Source organism: Kribbella sp. (assembly GCF_035687465.1).
Classification (GTDB): Bacteria; Actinomycetota; Actinomycetes; order Propionibacteriales; family Kribbellaceae; genus Kribbella.
In genome coordinates this window covers 1-21,388 of sequence record NZ_DASRXP010000324.1, presented here as the reverse complement: position 1 = coordinate 21,388, position 21,388 = coordinate 1, and the positions used below count along the sequence as shown (strand labels likewise).

Here is a 21,388-nt window from a genome sequence, read left to right as displayed (position 1 = left end):
AGCTGGCCTCACCACTGCGTCGAACATCGTGCGGCCGAATCGACACGCAGTACGAAAAACTTCTAGCAGGCCGCCGCGCGGTCGAGGAGGAGGGCGCGTTCGCGCTCGTTCCGGGTCAGCCCGGCCGCTCGTTCGAACTCCTCGCGGGCCTCGTCGAGCCGGCCGAGCTTGAACAACAGGTCACCGCGCACGCTCGGCAACAGGTGGTAGTCCTTCAGCGACGGCTCGTCGAGCAACGCATCCACCGCGACCAGTCCGCGCTCCGGCCCGAACGCCATCGAGATCGCCACGGCTTGGTTCAGCTCCACCACCGGCGACGGAACGACCTGCGCCAGTACTGCGTACAGTCCGGCGATGCGAGCCCAATCGGTGTCATCGGCCTCAGCAGCCCGGGCATGGCAGGCTGCGATGGCGGCTTGGAGGAGGTACGGACCGGGTGCGCCTTCGAGAGCCCAGGCTCGGTCGATGCTCTCCAGGCCGCGGCGGATCAGCAGGCGGTCCCAGCGGCGGCGATCCTGGTCGAGGAGCAGAACCGGTTCGCCTCCCGGGCCGACGCGGGCGTTGGCGCGTGAGGCCTGGAGTTCCATCAGGGCGAGCAGGCCGTGGACCTCGGGTTCGGACGGCATCAGTTCGGCCAGCAGCCGGCCGAGGCGGATGGCCTCGTTACAGAGGGACGGCCGCATCCAGTCGTCACCGGCGGTCGCGGAGTAGCCCTCGTTGTAGATCAGGTAGATGACCTCGAGCACCGAGGACAAGCGGTCGATCAGGTCGTCGCCGGTGGGGACCTCGAACTGGACCTCGGCCTTCGCGAGGTTGCGCTTGGCCCGAACGATGCGCTGGCCGATCGTTGCTTCCGGCGCCAGGAAGGCGCGGGCGATCTCGTCGGTCTTGAGGCCGCCGAGCAGCCGCAGCGTGAGTGTCACCCGCGCGTCGGTGGTCAGCACCGGGTGACAGGCGGTGAAGACGAGCCGGAGCAGGTCGTCCTCGATCGTCTCCCCGAGGATCTCCTCGACATCGTCCTCGACACTGTCGCCGTCGATCTCGAGCTGGTGCCCCATCTCGGCGAGCTTGCGCTGGTAGGTCTCCTTGCGCCGGATCAGGTCGATCGCGCGCCGCTTGGCGATCGCCATCAGCCAGGCGCCCGGATTGTTCGGTACGCCGGACTCCGGCCACTGCTCGAGCGCGGCCACCAAGGCGTCCTGCGCCAGCTCCTCGGCCAGCCCGACATCCCGCACGATCCGCGCGACCCCGGCAATGATCCTGGCCGACTCGATCCGCCAAACCGCGTCAATCGCCCCGTGCGCGTCCGTAACCGTCACCCCACAGATAGAACAACACCCCCACCCCAACAGCAAGCGCCCCTCGCCCGCCTGTGGGTAGGTGAGCGAGGGGTAACAGCGTGGGGTCAGTTGACGTAGAGGTCTGAATTCGGGTCGAAGTCCGCTTCTTCGACGACCTTGCGGACCTCGACCTCGCTCCCGAGCGCCTCCGCCAGCCGCGCGGCCCACTCGATCGCCTCGTCCTTGTTCCGGACCTCGAGCACGATGATCCCGCCGATCAGCTCCTTGGTCTCCGCAAACGGCCCGTCCGTCACGGTCCGCTTCCCGCCGGAAACCTTCACCCGAGCACCCAGCGAACTCCGGTGCACGCCCTCCCCGATCAGCAGTACCCCGGCCTTGGTCAGGTCCTCCATCAACTTCCCGACCCCGTCCACCACCTCCTGGCTGGGAAACTTCCCCGCCTCGGAGTCCTGGTCCGCCTTGTTGATGATCATGTACCGCATCTGAACTCCCTCGTCGTCGTCTCCGAACACTTACTCTCACGTCGACCACCCCACCACCAGATCGACACACCCCACGCGACAATTTCACCGCACCCCGAACCCGCCGGCGCAGGGGCCAGCGGGGGAGGCTGGCGAAACGGTCCGCCGGATCGCCAAATGCGGCGGTCGGCGTACCGAGCGACAGGACATAGTCGCCACCAGCGCAGTGCTCACCACCTCGCCCCGCCTCACTGACTCCTTCAATACCCCGATCCAGCGACTACGTCCTGTCGTTCCGTACGCGAATCAGCCCCGGACCCCAGCGCCGAACCACCCAAGTCTCTTCGGCCGCCTCGTCCGCGGCGTCACAGGCGCCGTCAGCGCCGACCGGGGCCCTCCACCGAAGTGGCCGCTTGACCTCAAGTCAACTTGAGTTCAGAGACTCTGTTCATGACTTCGACAGCAACCGGCAGAACGGCACTCCCGGCCGAGGACGAGCAGGCGATTCGCGACCTGGTGGCGCGGGCCGACCAGGCGCAGAGCGACGCGGCCGTGCTACCCGGCCTGCACACCGACCAAGCAGTGATCGTCAACATCGCCGGCCGCCGCCTGCTCGGGCAGGAGGCCTTCATCGCGGCGATGACGGCAGCGCTGGACAGCCCGCTCAAGGACATCCACACCAGTGTCGAGATCATCGACATCCGCGGACTGACGGAGGACGCCGCCCTGATCATCTGCGTGAAAACGGTCCACGACAACCGGCCGGAGGCCGACACCACCTCCCTGCCCGCCACTGGCGCTCTTACCTACGTCGCCGTCAGGACTTCCGACGGTTGGAGGCTCGCCCTCGCCCAGACGACTCCGATCATGTGATCAGTTCGGCTGGTTGCCGGCCGGTGCGTAGGCGCAGGCAGCATCGAGGTCCTGGACCGGCGGCGGGGGGACTGCCTGGTCGCGGGTGGTCGGCTTGCCCTGGGTGACGGGGGTTGTGGTCGTGGTGCTGGTGGGCGGTTGCGGCGCCAGCGCCTTTTCGACCGTTTGCCGGAGGGCCTCGTAGTCAGGGTGCAGGTACTTGAGACGCAACTTGCTGACATCCAGCGAAACGTTCGACACGGTCCCCGACTTCACCTTCAGCCCCAGTTGGACCAGCGCCGGCAGCAGTTCCTGCGGGATGTCCGTCCGCAGCAGATGCTTGCCCGCCTTCGCGATCGCCTGGTACTTCGTCACGAGCGTCGCCGGGTCGGCCGCGTCGACGATGCCCTTGATCGCGCAGCGCTGACGGATCTGCCGTTGGTCGTCGTCAGCGCCGTACCGGCCGCGTGCGAACCAGAGGGCATGGAAACCGTCGAGGTGCTGGTTCGGGCCCGGTTCGATCCACTGGCTCGGCGGGATGTGCGAGCTACTGATGCCGCCCATCGCGACCCGCTCGTTGACGTTCACGGTGATACCGCCGAGCGCGTCGACGATCTCGTCGAAGCCCTGCAGGTTGACCTGCAGGTAGTAGTCGATCTTCAGCCCGGTCGCCTCGCCGACCGACTGTTTGATCACGTCGGCACCCTCGTTGTCGGACGGCCCGAGGATGCCGGGATGCAGTTGCGGGATGTTCTGGTACATCGCGGTCAGCATCCACTCCAGCCGGCCTTCGAGACTGAGCCCCTCCTGGCCGAAGCCGTTCGGATAGATCTTGTGCAGCGGCGAGTCCTCGGGGAACGGCATGAAGGTGAGCTGCCGCGGCATCGAGATGAGCGCGGTGTCCCCGGTCGAGGTGTCGATGCTGGCGACGATCACCGTGTCGGTCCGGACGCCGATCCGGCCCTTGCCGTCATCACCACCGAGCAGCAAGAGGTTCAGCCGCGGCCTGTCCTCCCACGGATCCTTCACGTTCACGGTCTGCGGCCGGGTCGCGCTCTTGCTCTCCTCCTGCGAGACGAACACGTTCTGGACCAGGTCGCGCTGCGCCAGCACATTCTGTACGCCGACCGCGGCCGGCGCCGCAATCCCGAAACACAGCATCCCGACCAGCACCGCACCAACCGCCCGCCCACCGGCGCCGCCCGTTGCCGGACGCAACAACCGATGCGAACCGACGATCACCACGATCCAGACGAACGCGAGCACGCCGATCGCCAGACTGGTGACCAGCAGCCGGCTCGGCACCACAGCCGCCGCCAGCACCTCGTCCCGCCGGGTCAGCCCGATGTAGACGCCGAATCCGACCAGGCCGAGCGTGAGGGTCAGGACGAACGCGCCGAGGCGTCTCCGACCGCCGATGATCAGACCGAGGCCAGGCACGAGTGCGCTGAGCAGCGTGAGGCCGAGCGAGCGCGGAACCGTCCGGGCGCGCGTAGCCGCGTGCCCGCGGTCCGACGACGTGGCTGATCGACCCGCGGCGCGGGTGGCGCGTGACCGACGACCCATGGCTCCCCTGTCGATGCCCCGAGGCCTGCGCTGCAAGTACCCAGGCCGCACACCTATCCAGACGCCGTTGAGCCTGAAACGGTTGACACCGCCCCGGTGAATCGTTGTCAACTTCACGTACTGCGCTCCGCCGGTCACCCGGGCGGACCGGATAACCGGCGGAGCGTCAGGTGGTCAGCGGGAGAGGTGGCGGAAGCGGGTGGTTGCGAGGGGGAGGAAGACGGTGATCAGGAGCAGCGGCCAGATCAGCGCGGCCACTAGGGCGTGATCGCCGATCCAGGAGGCGGCAGCGGCGTCCGGGTTGTCGAAGAGGGACCTGGCCGCGGTCGCGGTGGACGAGATCGGGTTCCACTGGGCGATCGCACCCAGCCAGTCGGGCATGGTGGAGGTGGCCACGAAGGCGCTGGACAGGAAGCCGACGGGCCAGATCAGGACCTGCACGGTGGCGACGGTCTGGGCGTTCTTGATCGACAGGCCGATGAAGATGCCGACCCAGAGCAGGGCGAAGCGCAACAGCAGAAGGAGAGCGAAGGCCGCCAGCGCCTCGAGGAACGTGCCGTGCCAGCGCCAGCCGAGGGCGAGCCCCGCGGCGGCCAACACGATCAGCGTGACGAGCGAGTCGAGCATGTCGGCGATGCAACGACCCATCACGACAGCGGTCGAGCTCATCGGCAAGAAGCGGAACCGGTCGGTGACCCCCTTGGCCGCGTCCGTGGTGACCGCCGTCATCGTGCCCTCCAGGCCGAACAACATGGAGAGGGCGAAGATCCCGGGCACCAGCAACTCGTAGTACGACTGACCGCCCGGACGCTCCATCGCGCCGCCGAGCAGGCCGCCGAACATCAACAGCATCAGCACCGGGAAGAACCAGCCGAAGATCACGTTCCCCGGCTGCATCCGCCAGTGGATCAGGTCGCGGCGGGCGATCGTCCAGCCGTCCGCGAGGGCCCAGCCGAGGCGGTTCATGCCGGCACCGCCGCTCCGGTCAGGTGCAGGAAGACCTCGTCCAGGGTCGGTCGGCGCAAGGTGATGTCCTCCGGTTCGATCTTCGCTTCGCTCAGTGAGGTCGCCACCTCCACCAGGGCCCGGGTCCGGTCCTTCACCGGGATGCTGACCCGCAGGCTCTCGACCCGGACCTCGCCGTCGGCGAGCCCGCCGACCAGCGCGAGCACGCGCGGGATGTCGGCCGGATCGCTCAGCTCCAGATCGAGCCAGTCCGCGCCCAGCTCCGCCTTCAGCTCGTCCGGCGTCCCTTCGGCGACGACACGGCCCTCCTTGAGCATCGAGATCCGGTCCGCGAGCTGGTCGGCTTCCTCCAGGTACTGCGTGGTCAGCAGCACCGTGGTCCCAGCGCCGACCAGGTCACGCACCCCCGACCACACCTCCAGCCGTCCGGCCGGATCCAGCCCGGTGGTCGGCTCGTCCACGAACAGCACGGCCGGCGCCACAATCAAACTCGCGGCCAGGTCGAGCCGCCTGCGCATGCCCCCGGAGTACTTGGCGGCCGGCTGATCCGCCGCCGCTGCCAGCGAGAACCGTTCCAGCAACTCCCCAGCCCGCCGTACTGCGCTGACGTGGGACAAGTGATTCAGCCGGCCGAACATCACCAGGTTCTGCCGCCCGGTGAGGATCTCGTCGACCGCCGAGTACTGCCCGACCAGGCCGATCCGGCGACGAACCTCCTTGCCCTGGCGACGTACGTCGTACCCGGCGATGGTCGCCTCGCCGGAATCCATCTCGAGCAGTGTGGACAGGATCCGCACCGCGGTGGTCTTGCCTGCGCCGTTCGGGCCGAGTAGCCCCACGACCGTCCCGGCCGACACCTGCAGGTCGAAGCCGTTCAGCCCCGCCCCCTCGGTCCCGCCGGGATAGTTCTTCCGCACGTCGTTCGCCACGATCACGCGTTCTGCTGACACAGCCACCCTCTTCTTCGTTCTGAACCGCACCGGAGCACCGCTTCCCGTACTTCGTACCGTACAGCGTACGACTCGGGGTACGATCGGTCAAACGACGAGCGGCTGGAGTTTGTTCCCGGTGACTGGAAAGAAGACCGCCGCGCCCGATCCGGCGCGCAGCCTGGCCCTGCTCTGGGGCAGCCACAGCAAGCCCGGCCGGTCCGGCCTGACGGTCCGCGCGATCGTCGACACCGCGATCGAACTGGCCGACGCGAACGGGCTGGAGTCCGTCTCGATGCGCCAGGTCGCCGAGCAGCTGAAGGCCGGCACGATGTCGCTCTACACGCATGTGCCGGGCAAGGGCGAGCTGACCGACCTGATGTACGACGCCGTCTTCCGCGACCTGTACGCCGACGCGGACGAGCCGTCCCGGCAGCCGGGTGGCTGGCGCGGGGCGATGGAGTTCGTCGCGCGGCGCAACTGGGAACTGCTGATGCAGCACCCGTGGATCCACGACGTTCCCGCCGTGCGGTCGGCGCTCGGGCCGAACGTCACCCTCAAGTACGAGACCGAGCTCCGCCCGCTGGACGGGCTCGGCCTGACCGACGTCGAGATGGACTCGACCGTCGCCCTGATCGTCACCCACGTCCAGGGGACCGCGCGCGCGGCCGCCGAGCACCTGCGCACCCAGCGCGAGTCAGGGCTGACGGACGAGGAGTGGTGGTTGACGACAGGCCCGCTACTGGATCGCTACATGGCCGGGCTCACGGACCGCTTCCCCGTAGCGGGACGCGTCGGCACAGCGGTCGGCGAGGAATTCCAGGCAGCGATGGACGCCGACCACGCGTTGCAGTTCGGCCTGGCCCGCATCCTCGACGGCGTCGCCCTCCTGATCGACCAACGCCAATAACCCCTCCTTGCGTCCGAAGAACCTTGCGCTATAGCCCAAGGTTCTTCGGACGCAAGGGATTGTCAGACGGGGATGTGGGCGCCGGAGATGCCGTCGTTCTCGACGAGGAAACGCAGTACGCCGGCGATCCGGGTGGGTGGGGTCCACTTCGACACGTCGCCCGACATCGCCCGGCGGTTGGCCGGGGTGTCGATCGTGCCGGGCAGGATCGCGTTCACCCGGATGTTGTCCTTGCCGTACTCGACCGCCAGCGCATCGACGAACGCGAGCACGCCGGCCTTGGCCGTGACATATCCAGCCGCTCCGGGGAAGGGCCTCAGCGCCGTTTGGCTCGACGTACAGACAATCGCTCCCCCACCGCCGGCGATCAGGTGCGGCACCGCGGCCTGGACGATCAGGTACGCCGGACGCAGGTTCAGGCTGAGCTGCTTCTCGAACTCCTCGATCGGCGTCTCGTGCACCCGACCACCCGAGGCGAACCCACCGACCAGGTTCACCACGGCCTTCAGCGGCGCACTCTCATCGGAAGTCGCCAGCGCGACGACATCCTGCACCCCAGCAGGATCCGAAAGATCCGCCAGCAACGGATTGAGCGCCTCATGCGCCCCGAGCGCGGCCAACGCCGCCTCACTCCGCCCCGGTACGACGACCCGCCACCCCGCCGCGAGAAACTCCGCAGTCACCGCCGCCCCAAGCCCACCCGTGCCACCGGCAACAATCACAGTCCGCTCCATACCCGGAGCCTAGTCAGCCCGACCATTCAGGTCGCCGGATCAGTCGGTGAATCCATCAGCAGCATGACCTGCTGATGTGGATGAAAGCGAAATGAAAGTAGATGTTGTGAAGGTGAACCCGTCCGGCACCGATCGGAGGGGACGCACCCATGCGAAGGCGAACTACGGGGCATGCTCCCAGGACTGTCGGTTTGCTTGGTGTCGCCTTGACCTGCGTCGCACTGGCTGTCTGGGCGGCAATAGGTCTGCAAGCCGACGCCGACGAGAGAACACGAACTAGCGCTCGCCAGCCGATCGCTGCCACCGATGACGAACTACTCCGCCAGGCCGAGGAGCGGCTGATCAGCGATTGCATGGCCACAAAAGGCTTTGCCTACAACGAACAACCGCCGCCTGCACCGAGCGAGGCGGAGCCTCCGTCTGTCATCGAGGATGTCGGATGGGCCCGGGAGCATGGCTACGGGGACGTGCTCAACGAGGGCGATCCGTCAGCACGCGACGTCAACTTCGACAACTTCGACAAGCTGACACCTAACGAGCAGCAGTCCTGGCAGCGGACGCTGCTTGGTTCGGGACGTCAACTCACCGCCGACATCCCCGACCTTGGACGCATCTCAGCACCGGACAACGGATGCACCGCCCAAGCGCGGCGCATGCTCTACCGAGACCTCGCCGGGTGGTATCAGGCACGTCGCATCGTCGATCATCTCGACACCTATGTCAGCAACCGGGTAATCGGCGACTCCCACTACAGAACTCGCCTCGCTGAGTGGGCCACCTGCGTTCGCGGCCACGGGTACATCGTCTCCTCACCGCGGGAGCTTCGATCAGCGATCGCAAGGGATACACAAGAGTTGCCCGTCCAGCAGGCACGCGCTCGAGAGGTCGCCGCGGCGGAGACCGAGGCGGTCTGCGCGGTGTCGAGCACTCTTCCCCAAATCATCCGTTCTCTGGAGCGGAAGTACCGACCGGAAATCGAGAAGAGATTCGCTCTCGAACTGAAGGCGTTGGAGTCGTTCGAGCAGGAAGCGATTCCGATGGCCAGGCAGATTCTGGCCGATTCCTAACAACGCAATCACCATCAACTGAAACGGAGAAAGGAACACCATCATGATCAAACGTTACAAAGCCATCGCGATCGGGCTGCCGTTGGTAGCGTCCGCCATGCTGCTCTCCACACCCACCGCCAGCGCCGATCTGAACGCATGCGACAGCGGGAAGTTCTGCGCGTGGACCGACGATGCGTTCAGGGGAACTATCGCCGAATGGCCGCGCGCCACTGACGACGCGGACTGGTGGAACAACGGAATGCACGACAACGCCGAATCCGTTTTCAACAATGCCGCCTCGAGTTCGACCGTGCGCGACAACGTGCAAACCTACTACGGCATCAACTACTCGGGCACCCAGGGCGCCTGTGTCCATCCTGGTGAAGCTTTCGATAGTGGCATGAACGACAACGAGTACGACTCCCACTCGTGGGTGCACACGTGCTGACGGCCCGCCCAGGTCATCCAGGCCTGCCGCAGATCGGGCCTTCATAGGCTTTCAGAGGCCCGAGCCGCCTGCGCGCCAGGCAGACAACCACGCAGGCGGCTCGGTACTGATGTCCACAGCTCAGCAGCGGTTGTGGACAACTTGGCCTGATTCGATACCACCCACAAGATTCAGACAATCTTCAGAACCCCTTACAAACAAGGGCATTCCCGCACGAAAACTGTCGGCTCCGTTGTCTAGAGTCTTGGGTATGGAGATCTTGGGCGCACGACCGGTGTACTCGATGAGCGGCAGCGAACAGCTGCTGACTCTCGACGCCGCCCGCACCGAGATCGCCCGCCTGCAAACCCTCAGCCTCCACCTGATGGCCGGCCTCGACGAATCCGGCCACGCCACCGAACTCGGCGCCGGCGACACCGTCGAACTGCTGTCGCTGCGCCACAACCTCCACCCCCGCGACGTCCGCCGAGACCTCACCCTCGCCAAAGCCCTCCCCAAATACCCGGCCGTCTCCGCCGCCCTCCCCGACCCCACCGACCTTGACCTTGACCTTGACCTTGACCTTGACGCCGAGGCTGCACCCTGCGATCGGGGCACGATTCGACCGGCGCAGGCGCAGGTGATCATCGGGGCGTTGGAGAAGTTGCCGGACACGGTCCCGGTCGAGGACATCGAGGTCGCCGAACAGGAACTGGTGAAACTCGCCGCGCACTTGAACCCGGTCGAACTGCGCAAGGCCGCCCGGCACGCCTGCGACCTGCTCGACACCGACGGCCCCGAACCCGCCGAAGACAAGGCCTACAACCGCGAAGCGCTCTCGCTCCGCGACGCCGACCACGGCGTCAAATTCAGCGGCTACCTCGCCAACGAGAACGCCGAACTACTCCGCTCCCTGATCCACGCCGGCGCGAAACCCCACAAGACCGTCGATGGTGAACTGGACCCGCGGTCGCGCGACAAGCGCCAGGCGGACGCGTTGACGGCGGTCCTGAACACCGCAGCCGGCGCCGCATCCAGCCCCAGCTTCATCGATGGTGACGGCCCGAAAGCCAACATCACCATCACCGCCGACCTGGAAGACCTCCGCTCCGGCACCGGCGGCGCGGGGATCGGTGACCTGGTCTACGGCGACGGCCTGTCCGCGGCCGCGATCCGCCGCCTGGCCTGCGACGCCGCGATCACCCCACTCATCCTGGGTAAAAACTCTGTCCCGTTGGATGTCGGCTGGACGAAACGGTTCGTCACCGGCCACATCCGCAAAGCCCTCAACTACCGCGACCGCGGCTGCGTCGTCTGCGGCGCCCCGCCGATCAGCTGCGAAGCCCACCACCTGATCCACTGGATCGACGGCGGCGCCACCAAGCTCTGCAACCTCGTGCTGCTGTGCAAACGCCACCACATCGCCCTCCACGCCGGCCGCTGGACCATCACCCTCACCGACGGGATCGTCGACGTGCAGCGACCGTCCTGGGCCGACCCGGATCCCACCACCCGGATCCGGTACCGGCCACCACCACCCGACACCCCCACGGGGTTCACCGGCGACTGTCCCGGGTCCACAACCGCGCCCGACGCGGCGGCCTTCGACCCATGGGGCGACGCGCCCGCGGCCACGCCCGCAGTCGGGTCGAGCGGGTGGCATCACACCGATCGGTGACACCGACCCGGTGGATGCGGCGGCATTCGACCCGTGGGGCGACCTGCCAGTGGCCGGGTCGACCGGTGGCACCACACCGATCGGCGACGCGACCCCGGCTACCTGACAGCGGCACCCCGCACCACGCGCACCACCGCCGACCGGCGTCACCGCATCCACTCGTCGGCAGTACGGAGCTGTAGCCCTGCGCGAACTGGGTGGCGTTGTTGTCGGTCGGGCACCACTGGATCGGATTGATCCGGCCGTAGCCACCCACCCACCGCGATCCTCAGGTGGAGCGTGTGGCAGGTGGGCCGGAGCGTCAGGTCAGCGGGTGGATGACGAGTCGGCTCTGCCGTCCGGTACTGCGTCGAAATGGTCGGGGCGCCTCGACTTTCAGGTTGCAGCCTGACTGTCCACACTCGCAGGCGAACGGGAACGGCGGGAACCGGGCGAATCCGAGGTCGGCCCACCAGAGTCGTCCTTGACGGCAGGCGGCCTGATTCTCGATCCGCCACTGCCTGCTCAGCTCAACGCCCGGCTGCAGCCTGGGCAGTTCACCCAAGGTCGTCTCCACGGTCGCTTCCCACTCCGGATCGGCAGGCACCTTGACCAGCGGCGGCTCCGCGGCTGCTGCCTCGTCCCGAACGCGCTGAGCGAGAATCGCGTCTCGCGCAAGCAGGCCCTCCGGTCGCGCACGGCGGGCCGGATCATCGACTCTGGCCAGCCTTCCTCTCGGGCCTTCCGCGTCTGCTCGCCACCCGCTACCAACCAGACTGCCGACCCGACGTCCGCAGACACCATCGAAGGAAACGACTGCGGTCCCTCGACGAGCGCCGGCACCTCACCGAGCCCACGATCTCTGCCATCTTCCACGACCAGATCGAGCCTCGCCTGCGAGATCCGCACGAACGCATCGGCCGCCGTCTCGGCCCCCTTGGCAAGATCGTCAGCCAACGACCTGAACACGGGCATCCGGCCGAGATGGTCATAGGTCCACAGATCGATCGGATGCAACGGCAGATTCCCCCGCCCGGGCCAACCGCTCCGCGATAGTCGACTTTCCCGCGCCCGGCGCCCCACCGATCCAGACCATAGGCATCATTCGCCAATGCTTTCCAGATGTCGGAGGCACGCCGGCCGGACAGACTCACCACCTCCCCGCACTGCGAGAGACCTGCTACGGGTCCGGCAAGTCCTTGATGCCTACCGCACGAGTCATGCGCACCGTCAGCCGCAGCGAGCCCAGCCGCAGCACGCCCGGCTGAGGGCATCGGCTCAATCAGGTAGGGCGAGGGTTCGCCCGGCGGCTCGGGCGGCTTCTATGTTGCGGGTCAGGGTTTCTCGGAGGCCGGCTGCTTCGTCGGCGAAGCCCTGGATGACGGTTGTGTCGCCTGCTGGTTCGGTGCGGGCGAGTAGCTCGATGTAGCGGTCGCCGTCCTCGAGGGCGGCTTCGGCGCGGAGTGCTGCGTCGGCTGCGCGGACTCGGTCCGCGTAGCGCTCGAGGAGTTCGACCTTGCGTTTGATCGCGTCCACCGAGCGCGTCAGGGCTCGGCGTTGTGGACCGAGGACGGTTTCGAGTTCGGTCGTTGCCATTCCGCGAGCCACGTCGCGCTGGCGGGCGCGTAGTACGGATTGTTCGTGGAGGACCTGGCCGATGTCCCAGAGTTGTTCGGGCAGGACGAGTTCATTCTTCACGTCGTCGAGCAGGCCGCGCTGGGTGACCGTTGCCCCAAGCACCGATTTGACCGCGCGCTGCGCGCGGGCGAGCAGCCGGCCGGACTCCTCGTCGAAGTCTTCCGCGAGCAGGTACTTGCCGTGCTGCCGCCGGACTGCCTTCTGACCGCGGTTCTCGACCGCCGAGCTGACGGCGACGGCACCTGTTGTCACCACAGCGACAGCAGCAAGCGCCAGCGACGCCCAGGCGGCAACGGCCGTGGGCAAGGTGATCGCGAAGATGATCAGCGCGAGGATCCAGCCGCCGACACACACCGCGAGCCAGACCAGCAGCGAGCCGAAGGTGGATCCAGGCGCATCGGACCAGGAAGTCTTGCGCTTCGGCTTCGGTTGGCCGGCCGGTACGAACAGGTCGGGCTTGCGCTCGAACAACCGGCGTACCTCTACCGGCACGTCTGGCGCGAACACCGGATCCGGCCCCATCGACACCTCCTTCGTCGGATACTTGGTGGTCGGCATCGTTAATTCGTCGAGTGGCTGCGGTGTCCAGGCGGGTGCATCGCAAGGCGGAGAAGGAGCCTCGATGCGGTGTTCATCGTGGCTTCTTCTCCAACGCAGCGAGGTGCCCGCCTGGGCGCCGCAGACGCCGACGAACTAACGATGCCGACCACCTAGGGTAGCCGTCAGGTTGTCTTCCGCAGCCTCGCGGCCAGGCCGTCGAGTACCAACGCGAGCCCGAAGTCGAACACCGCGTCCAGATCGAAGTCGAACCCGCCCTGCAGTTCGAGCGCGCGGAACCCGGACAGGTCCTCGGCCTCGATCAGCGCCGCCATCCGCTCCGCCTGCTGGTCGGCCCACTCGTCGGCCGTCAGGCCGGTGTCCTGCTCCGCCTGGGCTTCTGGCTCCAGGCTCAGCGCGACGCCGCGGACGTAGCCGAAGACGGTGATCGCGGCGAACAGCGAGGTACTTCCGTCGATGCCGAACCCGGCAAGCGCCCGGAGCACGACGTCGGTGTGCGGCAGCAGGTTGGGCAGCAACTGTGGACGGCTCATGTTGATGGCGCCGGCCAGCCAGAGATGCCGCCGGTACGCCGACCACTGCAGTCGGGCGGCCGTCTCGATGCTTTCGCGCCAACCGGCGGGACGCCCGGCAGGGAGGGGGAACTCACCGATGCACGTGTCGACCATCTGCAGGACCAGCGCCTCCTTGCCACCGACGTACCGGTACAGCGCCATCGTCGAGACGCCGAGGTCGCTCGCGATCCGCCGCATGGACAGCGCGGCGAGCCCCTCGGCATCGGCGATCGCAATCGCGGTTCGCACCACCTCCTCCTTGCTGAGGGTCGGCGCCTCGACGGCGGGTCTCAGCGCCCGCACCTGCCCGGGCTGCGGACCGACGACCGTGCCGACCCCGGCCCGCGCGTGCACGAGCCCCTCCTGCTGCAGCGAGGTGAGCGCCTTGGTGGCAGTGGCCATCGCGACGTCGAACTCACGCACCAGCGCGCGCGTCGACGGCACCCGGTCCCCCGGCTTCAGCTTCCCTGCTTTGATCCGCCGGCTGATCTCGGCCGCGATCTGCTGGTACGGCGCTGTCTCGGTCACCCGCATTCCTCTCCGTACTAGTGCACCGCAACTCGCCACCCGGTCCCGGGGATTTTGCTGCACTAGAGCATCACCAGATCCAGTGCACCGGACACGGGATCGTTCGTAGCGTGTACGTGTACACCGTACGTGCACTACCGCGACGAGAGGAAGTCCACAAATGTCCGAGAACGTGCTGATCTCCGGAGCCGGGATCGCCGGCCCCGCACTCGCCTACTGGCTGCGCCGGTACGGCTTCACCCCGACCGTCGTCGAGACAGCCCCGGCACCGCGTCCCGGCGGACAGACGGTCGACATCCGCGGGGTCGCCCGCGAGGTGGTCGAGCGGATGGGTCTGATGCACCAGATCCGGGATCGACAGCTGCACGAGAAGGGGCTCGAGTACGTGTCGGCGAGCGGACGCCGGGCCGCTGCTTTTCCCGCGGAGTTGATGGACGGGGCCGGCCCGGTCGCGGAGATCGAGATCCTCCGGGGCGACCTGTCCGAGGTTCTGCTGGAGGCGACCACCGACGTGGAGTACCTGTACGGCGACTCGATCACCGCGCTGGTCCAGGACGACCGCGGTGTCCAGGTGAGCTTCCGGCGGGGTGGTGAGCGGCGGTTCGACCTGGTCGTCGGGGCGGACGGCGTGCACTCCAAGGTCCGGTCGCTCGCGTTCGGCGCGGAGACGCAGTACGTGCGGAACCTGGGCGGGTACGGCTGCTACTTCACGATCCGGACGCCGGAGTCACTGGACCACTGGATGAAGATCTACACGGCCCCGGGTGGTCGCTGGGTCGGACTCCGGCCGGACCACGACCCGCAGTACGCGCGGGCCTTTCTGAGCTTCCGCTCGCCGGAGCTGACGTACGACCGGCGGGATGTGGCGCAGCAGAAAGCCCTGCTGGAGCAGAGGTTCGCCGGCCTGGGCTGGCACACGCGTCAGGTGCTGGACGGGATGCACGAGGCCGACGACTTCTACTTCGACAGCTCCAGCCAAGTCGTCGTACCGGAGTGGTCCCAGGGCCGGGTCGTCCTGGTGGGTGACGCCGGGTACTGCGGCTCGCCCTTGGCCGGCCACGGTACTGCGCTGTCGCTGGTCGGCGCCTACGTCCTCGCAGGCGAACTAGCCACCGACAGGAACCACAGGACCGCGTTCCCGCAGTACCAGCAGGTCATGCAGGCGTACGTCGAGCAGCGGATGGAACTGCCACCGGGCGGACTGAAGATGGCGATGCCGATGACCGCTGCGGGCATCTGGCTGCGGAACACCTCGACCCGGCTGATGACGTCGCGCCCGTTCCGCGGCGCCCTCGCGAAGGCCGCCGCGGTCAAGCCGGACGCCATCGACCTCCGCGACTACGCGCACCCAACCCAGGAAGCCGACGGCGTCACAACAGGTCTCACTCAGTCCATTCCGAGTCGAGAATGACGTCGACGAAGTTGCCGCGCTGGAACCCGGGGACGAACCGCTCCAGCACATCGGCCTTGACGTTGCCGAAGGTGGTGTCCGGGCGGTGCTCGATGCCTTCGGTGAACGCGCGCAGGATCCGGTTCTTGAAGTCCGGCCGCGGGTGCGCAGCGACGATCTCCGCCCGCGCGGCCGCCGGGATCTTGTCGAGCGCGATGCCGAGGACGTCGGCCTCGACGCCGGCGGTGACGAGGGCGATCTCGGGACGCATGTGGTACGGGATCTCGGGCGTGGTGTGCAAGGCGATCGCGGTCCACACGAGCGTGGCGTCGTCATCGGCGATCCCCTGCTTGCGCAGGAAGTCCGCGGCCGCGTCGGCGCCGTCGATCTCGAAGCGCTGCATCGACTGGCGGTATCCCTCGGTCAGGCCGAGGTCGTGGAACATCGCTCCGACATAGAGCAGTTCCGGGTCGTACTTGAGATCCTGGGCCTGACCGTTCACCGAGCCGAACAGGAACACCCGGCGGGAATGGTTGTAGATCAGTTCGTCGGTCACGTCGCGGACCAGTTCTGTCGCCTCGGTGACGAGCTTGCTGTCCGGGATCTCGATGTCTGCGATGGTGGTCATCTTGGGGGCTTCCTTTCCTCTTACTCCCAGCCTGTCGCGACGGGCCCCGCAACCGTGAGTCCGTTCCGGACGGACCTCCCTCTGTTCCGGACAACGCATACTCGATATGTGGCTGCAGATCGCTCCGTCCTGGTCGTCGTGTACGACGGCGTCCGGCTGCTCGACGTCACCGGCCCGCTGGAGGTGTTCGCCGTCGCCAACGAGCAGGGCGGCCGCTACCGGTCCCGGCTGGCGTCTCCGGACGGCCGCGATGTGGTCGCGAACACCGGCACCCGGCTGGGGGTCGACCTCAGCCTGGCGGAGGCGGATGCACGCGACGCGACCCTCGTCGTACCGGGTGGTCCCAACTGGCCGGAGACGATCAACGACGCGGAACTGATGGACCAGATCCGCCGCCTGTCCGGCCAATCAGCCCGTACTGCGTCCGTCTGCGCGGGCGCGTTCGCCTTGGCGGCAGCCGGGTTGCTCGATGGGCGGCGAGCCACCACGCACTGGGAGCTCGCCGATCAGCTGGCTCGGCGGTTTCCCGCAGTGCAGGTGGACAGAGACGCGATCTTCATCCAGGACGGGCCGATGATCACCTCGGCCGGGGTGACGTCGGGGATCGACCTGGCGCTCGCGTTGGTCGAGGCGGACCTGGGTGCCGAGACCGCCCGGATGGTCGCCAAGCAGTTGGTGGTGTTCTTGCAGCGGCCGGGCGGGCAGTCGCAGTTCAGCGTTCGTGCCAGCGCGGGTCAGTCGAATCACGACCTGATCCGCAAGCTGCTCGACGCGATCACGGTCGACCCTGCCGGCGACCACAGCCTGTCGTCCATGGCCGCGCGGGTCGGAGTGAGCGCTCGCCATCTCACCCGCCTGTTCAACGAGGAGGTGGGAGCGACGCCCGCTCGCTTCGTCGAGAAGGTCCGGGTCGAGGCGGCCCAGCACCTGCTGGAAACCGGAGCGGCCCCGCTGGATCGCGTCGCCCGCCAAACCGGCCTCGGCTCCCCCGAAACCCTCCGCCGAGCCTTCACCCGAGTCATCGGCACCACGCCGGGCTCCTACCGATCCCGCTTCCACACCACCGGCGTCACCAACGGTTCCAGTGCAGGACCTCTTCCCGCGGGACCCGCTTCGCCGGCTTGAAATCGGTGCCTTTGGTGAAGGCCAGTGGGAGGAACGCGGCGAGCATGACCTCGTCGTACGGGACTCCCAACGCCGCGGCGAGTTCACGCTCGAGCGGCGCCTGCGCGGTGGTCCACACAGTGCCGAGACCGCGGGCCCGGGCGGCGAGCATGAAGCTCCAGACCGCCGGCAGGATCGAGCCCCAGGTATTGGCCTGGGCGGAGACCCGCGCCCGGTCCGTCCGCCCCTCCACCGCCGGTACGACGAACGCCGGCACCCGGTGAACGTTGTCGAACAAGTAGCGCAGACCGTCGAAGATGCGGTCCATCGACCCCTCGTGATGATGCATCCGGCGCAGGTCGTCCGCGGTCAGCGGCAGCCCTGGATCGGCGACCAGGGCCCGGCGGAAGATGTCGGCCAGGACCGCGCGGCGGCCGGGATCGGTGACGACGAGGAAGTGCCAGCGCTGCCGGTTCCGCCCGGTCGGCGCCTGGGTCGCCAGGTCCACGCACTCCTCGATCAGCCTGCGCGGCACCGGCCGATCGAGGTCGAGCCGCTTGCGGACCGCGCGGGTGGTGGACAGCAACTGGTCGGGAGTCAGATCGAGGGTCATGGATTGAATCGTATGTGCACAGATTATCTGAGCACAAATGATTGTCCATCAGATGATTCTGTTAGGCTGCCGGGATGCGGACAGGGACACCGACCTACTTCCCCCAGCTGGCGACCGAGCGGCTGGACATCGCGCTGTGCCGCGCGGCCGCGCTGGTCGCGCGGGCCGGTGAGGTGCACGCCGTCGAGGAAGGGCTGGGCGTGGGTCAGCAGCTCGTGCTGAAGATGCTCGCGGCCGTCGGTCCGGCTTCCCAGCAGGTGCTCAGCGAGGAGCTCCGGATCGACCGGAGCGTGATGGTGACGATTTGCGACGACCTCGAGCGGGCCGGCTTCATCTCCCGTGAGCGGAACCCCGCAGATCGGCGCTCGTACGCCGTCACGATCACCGCAGCCGGGCAACGGCGGCTGAAGCAGGCGGAGGCGTCCGTGCCGGCGTTCCTCGCGGACAGCTTCTCGACCTTGAGCGCCTCCGAGCGCCGTCAGCTATCGACCCTGCTGGTCAAGCTCCTCGACGTATAGATCCGCTCGCCGCTCGGTCCGGCGAGCCCGCCGTAGCTCCCGCCATTCAGTCCAGTGGGGAGACCCAGTCGGGGTTGCGGCCGAGGAGGGCTAGGAGGGTGGCGAGGTCCGAGGCGTCGCCGGGGACCTTGACGGCGCGCTCGAAGGCGGCGCCCGGTCCGCGGGAGGCGTCGGTGTCGGGGATCCGGCGCGCCAGGGTCAGCGCCATCTCCACCATGTCCGCGGGCGGGTCGTACGACGCGTCGATCGCGCGCGCCAGGTCCCACGCGTGCACCACGCAGTCGAGCTGACGGAAGGTCAGCGCCACCCGCCGTGGGAAGGTGCCGAACTCCCGCACCTCCATCGGCCGATCCAGCGCCCCGCCGTCGGCGAACGCATCGGCGACCTTCACGTTGGACCGCCGGTACGCGCCGGCCGGGTTGTCGCCGAGCCGTCCGCCGGTCCAGGTCTGCACCGGCGCCGACCCGTTCGTGGCGGCCGCCGCGAACCCCTCGTTCTCGCTGACGATGTGCCGGAGCAGCCCGCGGACGGTCCAGTCGGGGCAAGGGGTGGGGAACCACAGTTGCTCGGTGCGCACCTGCATGACCACTTCGCCGAGTACTGCGCCGGCCCGCCGATCCAGATCCCGGATGTCCATCCGCGCTCCTCCACGTCGTCGCCCTGCCCTCGCTGAGCATAGGCCCGCAAACCCCGCCCCGCCCGTCGATAACCCCAGATCCAGGGGATAACCCGCACCCGCACAACGATCCACGCCGACCCGGCGTAACGGACGGAGTACAGGAGGAACTGCGCAGGCGGTAGCCTGAGCGGCATGGTTGGGACGCTCTACATCACCGGGGACAAGGACGCGGACGGGCTGCTGAACTCCGACGGCACCGCGCTGCTGATCGGCATGTTGCTGGACCAGCAGGTGCCGATGGAGTGGGCATTCGGCGGGCCGGCCAAGCTGAAGGAACGGCTCGGGCACCTGGACGCCCGCAAGATCGCCGCGATGGGCGAGGACGAGTTCGTCGCGGTCTGCGCCGAGAAGCCGTCCATCCACCGGTTCCCGGGCTCGATGGGCAAGCGGATCTATCAGGTCTGCACCGTGCTGACGGATCAGTACGGCGGCAAGGCGGCGAACCTCTGGAAGGGTGTCGACACCGGGGCCGAACTGTACCGCCGGCTGCACGCGCTGCCCGGGTACGGCGAGGAGAAGTCGCGGATCTTCGTGGCGATCCTGGCGAAAACCCAGGGGGTGCGGCCCGAGGGCTGGCAGGAGGCGGCCGGCAAGTTCGGCGACGAGATCCCGCGTTCGGTCGCCGACATCGACGGTCCCGAGTCCCTCGCCAAGGTCCGCGAGTGGAAGAAGGCCCAGAAGGCAGCCAAACGCGACAAGCAGGACAACCCCGCGACCCGTTGAATCAGGAGTGGGTGGGCGTCCGGGTGCGGTAGAGCAGGTAAACGAAGTACGGCGCGCCGATCAGCGCGGTGAGGAGCCCGGCAGGGATCTGAGCGGGGGCCAGTAGGGTGCGGCCGAGGCTGTCCGCGACCGAGACCAGTACTGCGCCCAGCAGCGCGGCGACCGGCAGCAACCGCGTATGGCGACCGCCAACCAACGCGCGGGCGGCATGCGGCGCTACCAGGCCGACGAAACCGACCACCCCGATCGCGGACACAGCCGCCGCGGTCATGAGTGCCGCGCAGAGCAGCGCGAGCAGGCGGGTGCGCTCCAGCCGTACTCCGAGAATCCGCGGCACGTCGTCGTCCAGGGACAACAGGTCCAGCTCCCGCCGCGCCCTCACGATCACAGGAGTCAGGACGAGGAGCGCCGCCGCGACCGGAATCACCTGCGGCAGGGTCCGGCCGTACGTGCTGCCGGACAGCCAGGTCATCGCCAGGCTGATGTTCCAGGGGTCGCTGTAGACGATGACGAAAGTGATGATCGCGGTCGTCGCCGACGAGACGCCGACCCCGATCAGCACCAGCCGGTCCGAACTGAGCCCACCCCTCCAGGAGACCAGATAGACCAGCGCAAAGGTGCCCAGCGCGGCGGCGGCGGCCACTCCGGACAGAATCCAGATACTTGCCGTCGGCAACACTAGCAAGGTGACCACGGCACCGACCCCGGCGCCGCCGGTGATGCCGAGGATGCCCGGCTCGGCCAGCGGGTTCCGGCAGACCGCCTGCACCGTCGCGCCCGCGATGGCGAGCGCCGCACCACAGAGCACCGCCGACAACACCCGCGGGAAGCGCTGGTCGAGCACATAGGTGATCGCCCGTCCGGACCGGCCGTTGATCCAGTTCGCGAGATCGCCGGTCCGCAGGAACGCGTCCCCCGCGAGCATGGCCAGCACCAGCGCACCGACCAGCAGCACGGAAAGCACGGCCACGACGATCCAGAACGTCCGAGTACTCCGCAGCCCCGAAGACGCCCCAGCCGGTTGCCGGCTCGGACCCGAGTCCCGGTAGCGCCGGGCCAGCCACACCAGCACGACCGCCCCGACGAGCATGGTCATGATCCCGGTCGGAATCTCGACTCCCGCCTGACCGCCGAGCAGTGCCCGCAGGACGACATCCGCGCAGAGCACCACCAGTACCCCGGCCAGGCCCGAGAGCGGCAGCAGCACCGCATGGCGCATCAGCCCAGGCACCAGCGGTGCGATCAACCGGACGAGCACGGGCGCAACCAGCCCGACGAACCCGACCGGACCCGCGACGGTGACGGCCGCGGCAGACAACAACACCGTCACCAGCGTGATCAGGATCCGCGTGCGGCGAACCGGTACTCCCAGCACCGAAGCTGTGTCGTCCCCGAGCGCCAGAATGTCCAGCCGCGACGCCAGCAGCATCGCGCCGATGATGCCGATGACAACAATCGGCGCCATCTGCTGGACCGCGTCGAGGTCGGTCTGCACCAGGGTGCCACTCCCCCAGGCAAAGGTGCCGACCGTCTCCTCGCGATACAGCAGCAACAACAACGTGGTCACTCCGGCCAACGCCATCGCTACCGCCGACCCCGCCAG

Annotated in this window: 21 protein-coding genes; 9 read left to right on the top strand and 12 right to left on the bottom strand. The window is 67.9% G+C overall.

Annotation, left to right across the window (positions count from 1 at the left end):
- Positions 1-62: 62 nt before the first annotated feature.
- Together VFG33_RS16855 and VFG33_RS16850 are read right to left on the bottom strand one after the other, a co-directional pair.
- Positions 63-1,319 (bottom strand): RNA polymerase sigma factor, encoded by a 1,257-nt coding sequence (locus VFG33_RS16855; protein ID WP_325053823.1) that lies wholly within the window; start codon positions 1,317-1,319, stop codon positions 63-65.
- 86 nt (positions 1,320-1,405) lie between these two features.
- Positions 1,406-1,783 carry a YciI family protein gene (locus VFG33_RS16850; protein ID WP_325053822.1) on the bottom strand — a complete coding sequence of 126 codons (378 nt, stop codon included), beginning with the start codon at positions 1,781-1,783 and terminating at the stop codon, positions 1,406-1,408.
- A gap of 429 nt (positions 1,784-2,212) precedes the next feature.
- On the opposite strand from VFG33_RS16850, the gene VFG33_RS16845 reads away from it, so the two are divergent.
- Positions 2,213-2,635 carry an SgcJ/EcaC family oxidoreductase gene (locus tag VFG33_RS16845; RefSeq protein WP_325053821.1) on the top strand — a complete coding sequence of 141 codons (423 nt, stop codon included), beginning with the start codon at positions 2,213-2,215 and terminating at the stop codon, positions 2,633-2,635.
- Here the strand turns inward: VFG33_RS16845 and VFG33_RS16840 are convergent, their stop codons facing one another.
- The 3 genes from VFG33_RS16840 to VFG33_RS16830 form a co-directional block, all read right to left on the bottom strand.
- Complete coding sequence (locus tag VFG33_RS16840; RefSeq protein WP_325053820.1) at positions 2,636-4,180, bottom strand: LCP family protein; 1,545 nt, start codon at positions 4,178-4,180, stop codon at positions 2,636-2,638.
- 174 nt (positions 4,181-4,354) lie between these two features.
- A complete protein-coding gene (locus VFG33_RS16835) occupies positions 4,355-5,146 on the bottom strand; it encodes an ABC transporter permease (protein WP_325053819.1) in 792 nt (263 codons plus the stop codon).
- Positions 5,143-6,096, bottom strand: coding sequence for an efflux ABC transporter ATPase subunit, DrrA-related (locus VFG33_RS16830; protein WP_325053818.1), 954 nt, complete (start codon positions 6,094-6,096; stop codon positions 5,143-5,145). The genes VFG33_RS16835 and VFG33_RS16830 overlap by 4 nt, the downstream gene beginning before the upstream one ends.
- A gap of 118 nt (positions 6,097-6,214) precedes the next feature.
- Between VFG33_RS16830 and VFG33_RS16825 the strand changes: the two genes are divergently transcribed.
- Complete coding sequence (locus VFG33_RS16825; RefSeq protein WP_325053817.1) at positions 6,215-6,985, top strand: TetR/AcrR family transcriptional regulator; 771 nt, start codon at positions 6,215-6,217, stop codon at positions 6,983-6,985.
- Between the two features lie 62 nt (positions 6,986-7,047).
- Here the strand turns inward: VFG33_RS16825 and VFG33_RS16820 are convergent, their stop codons facing one another.
- Positions 7,048-7,719, bottom strand: a complete 672-nt coding sequence (locus VFG33_RS16820) for an SDR family NAD(P)-dependent oxidoreductase (protein ID WP_325053816.1) — start codon at positions 7,717-7,719, stop codon at positions 7,048-7,050.
- A gap of 191 nt (positions 7,720-7,910) precedes the next feature.
- Between VFG33_RS16820 and VFG33_RS16815 the strand changes: the two genes are divergently transcribed.
- The 3 genes from VFG33_RS16815 to VFG33_RS16805 all read left to right on the top strand — a co-directional run bounded on the left by VFG33_RS16815 (position 7,911) and on the right by VFG33_RS16805 (position 10,873).
- A complete protein-coding gene (locus VFG33_RS16815; RefSeq protein WP_325053815.1) occupies positions 7,911-8,786 on the top strand; it encodes a hypothetical protein in 876 nt (291 codons plus the stop codon).
- A 43-nt stretch (positions 8,787-8,829) separates the two neighbouring features.
- A complete protein-coding gene (locus tag VFG33_RS16810) occupies positions 8,830-9,216 on the top strand; it encodes a peptidase inhibitor family I36 protein (RefSeq protein ID WP_325053814.1) in 387 nt (128 codons plus the stop codon).
- A 250-nt stretch (positions 9,217-9,466) separates the two neighbouring features.
- Positions 9,467-10,873 carry an HNH endonuclease signature motif containing protein gene (locus tag VFG33_RS16805; RefSeq protein WP_325053813.1) on the top strand — a complete coding sequence of 469 codons (1,407 nt, stop codon included), beginning with the start codon at positions 9,467-9,469 and terminating at the stop codon, positions 10,871-10,873.
- A gap of 1,257 nt (positions 10,874-12,130) precedes the next feature.
- Here VFG33_RS16805 and VFG33_RS16800 read toward each other — a convergent pair.
- Together VFG33_RS16800 and VFG33_RS16795 are read right to left on the bottom strand one after the other, a co-directional pair.
- On the bottom strand, positions 12,131-13,048 hold the full coding sequence (locus VFG33_RS16800) for a hypothetical protein (RefSeq protein WP_325053812.1): 918 nt from the start codon (positions 13,046-13,048) through the stop codon (positions 12,131-12,133).
- 164 nt (positions 13,049-13,212) lie between these two features.
- Positions 13,213-14,130, bottom strand: a complete 918-nt coding sequence (locus VFG33_RS16795; protein ID WP_325053811.1) for a GntR family transcriptional regulator — start codon at positions 14,128-14,130, stop codon at positions 13,213-13,215.
- Between the two features lie 160 nt (positions 14,131-14,290).
- On the opposite strand from VFG33_RS16795, the gene VFG33_RS16790 reads away from it, so the two are divergent.
- Positions 14,291-15,541 (top strand): FAD-dependent monooxygenase, encoded by a 1,251-nt coding sequence (locus tag VFG33_RS16790; protein WP_325053810.1) that lies wholly within the window; start codon positions 14,291-14,293, stop codon positions 15,539-15,541.
- Here the strand turns inward: VFG33_RS16790 and VFG33_RS16785 are convergent.
- Positions 15,513-16,148, bottom strand: a complete 636-nt coding sequence (locus VFG33_RS16785) for an HD domain-containing protein (protein ID WP_325053809.1) — start codon at positions 16,146-16,148, stop codon at positions 15,513-15,515. The two genes, VFG33_RS16790 and VFG33_RS16785, sit on opposite strands and share 29 nt — an antisense overlap.
- Before the next feature lie 108 nt (positions 16,149-16,256).
- On the opposite strand from VFG33_RS16785, the gene VFG33_RS16780 reads away from it, so the two are divergent.
- Entirely contained in the window at positions 16,257-17,273 is a 1,017-nt protein-coding gene (locus VFG33_RS16780) for a GlxA family transcriptional regulator (RefSeq protein WP_325053808.1), read from the top strand.
- On the opposite strand, the gene VFG33_RS16775 is transcribed toward VFG33_RS16780, so the two are convergent.
- Complete coding sequence (locus VFG33_RS16775; protein WP_325053807.1) at positions 17,218-17,865, bottom strand: nitroreductase family protein; 648 nt, start codon at positions 17,863-17,865, stop codon at positions 17,218-17,220. The two genes, VFG33_RS16780 and VFG33_RS16775, sit on opposite strands and share 56 nt — an antisense overlap.
- Before the next feature lie 74 nt (positions 17,866-17,939).
- Between VFG33_RS16775 and VFG33_RS16770 the strand changes: the two genes are divergently transcribed.
- Complete coding sequence (locus tag VFG33_RS16770; protein WP_325053806.1) at positions 17,940-18,383, top strand: MarR family winged helix-turn-helix transcriptional regulator; 444 nt, start codon at positions 17,940-17,942, stop codon at positions 18,381-18,383.
- Between the two features lie 46 nt (positions 18,384-18,429).
- On the opposite strand, the gene VFG33_RS16765 is transcribed toward VFG33_RS16770, so the two are convergent.
- Positions 18,430-19,020, bottom strand: a complete 591-nt coding sequence (locus VFG33_RS16765; RefSeq protein WP_325053805.1) for a TIGR03086 family metal-binding protein — start codon at positions 19,018-19,020, stop codon at positions 18,430-18,432.
- A 174-nt stretch (positions 19,021-19,194) separates the two neighbouring features.
- Here VFG33_RS16765 and VFG33_RS16760 point away from each other — a divergent pair, with 174 nt between their 5' ends.
- Positions 19,195-19,785 (top strand): HhH-GPD-type base excision DNA repair protein, encoded by a 591-nt coding sequence (locus VFG33_RS16760; protein ID WP_325053804.1) that lies wholly within the window; start codon positions 19,195-19,197, stop codon positions 19,783-19,785.
- A 1-nt stretch (position 19,786) separates the two neighbouring features.
- On the opposite strand, the gene VFG33_RS16755 is transcribed toward VFG33_RS16760, so the two are convergent.
- Positions 19,787-21,388 (bottom strand): iron ABC transporter permease (locus tag VFG33_RS16755; protein ID WP_325053803.1); only part of this gene is annotated, 1,602 nt, incomplete at its 5' end.

What these genes read in the sequence shown, in the direction of transcription:
- VFG33_RS16850 (WP_325053822.1), bottom strand. Translation starts at nt 1,783, where the DNA reads ATGCGGTACATGATCATCAACAAGGCGGACCAGGACTCCGAGGCGGGG.
- VFG33_RS16845 (WP_325053821.1), top strand. Translation starts at nt 2,213, where the DNA reads ATGACTTCGACAGCAACCGGCAGAACGGCACTCCCGGCCGAGGACGAG.
- VFG33_RS16840 (WP_325053820.1), bottom strand. Translation starts at nt 4,180, where the DNA reads ATGGGTCGTCGGTCACGCGCCACCCGCGCCGCGGGTCGATCAGCCACG.
- VFG33_RS16835 (WP_325053819.1), bottom strand. Translation starts at nt 5,146, where the DNA reads ATGAACCGCCTCGGCTGGGCCCTCGCGGACGGCTGGACGATCGCCCGC.
- VFG33_RS16820 (WP_325053816.1), bottom strand. Translation starts at nt 7,719, where the DNA reads ATGGAGCGGACTGTGATTGTTGCCGGTGGCACGGGTGGGCTTGGGGCG.
- VFG33_RS16810 (WP_325053814.1), top strand. Translation starts at nt 8,830, where the DNA reads ATGATCAAACGTTACAAAGCCATCGCGATCGGGCTGCCGTTGGTAGCG.
- VFG33_RS16805 (WP_325053813.1), top strand. Translation starts at nt 9,467, where the DNA reads ATGGAGATCTTGGGCGCACGACCGGTGTACTCGATGAGCGGCAGCGAA.
- VFG33_RS16800 (WP_325053812.1), bottom strand. Translation starts at nt 13,048, where the DNA reads ATGCCGACCACCAAGTATCCGACGAAGGAGGTGTCGATGGGGCCGGAT.
- VFG33_RS16790 (WP_325053810.1), top strand. Translation starts at nt 14,291, where the DNA reads ATGTCCGAGAACGTGCTGATCTCCGGAGCCGGGATCGCCGGCCCCGCA.
- VFG33_RS16785 (WP_325053809.1), bottom strand. Translation starts at nt 16,148, where the DNA reads ATGACCACCATCGCAGACATCGAGATCCCGGACAGCAAGCTCGTCACC.
- VFG33_RS16775 (WP_325053807.1), bottom strand. Translation starts at nt 17,865, where the DNA reads ATGACCCTCGATCTGACTCCCGACCAGTTGCTGTCCACCACCCGCGCG.
- VFG33_RS16770 (WP_325053806.1), top strand. Translation starts at nt 17,940, where the DNA reads ATGCGGACAGGGACACCGACCTACTTCCCCCAGCTGGCGACCGAGCGG.
- VFG33_RS16765 (WP_325053805.1), bottom strand. Translation starts at nt 19,020, where the DNA reads ATGGACATCCGGGATCTGGATCGGCGGGCCGGCGCAGTACTCGGCGAA.
- VFG33_RS16760 (WP_325053804.1), top strand. Translation starts at nt 19,195, where the DNA reads ATGGTTGGGACGCTCTACATCACCGGGGACAAGGACGCGGACGGGCTG.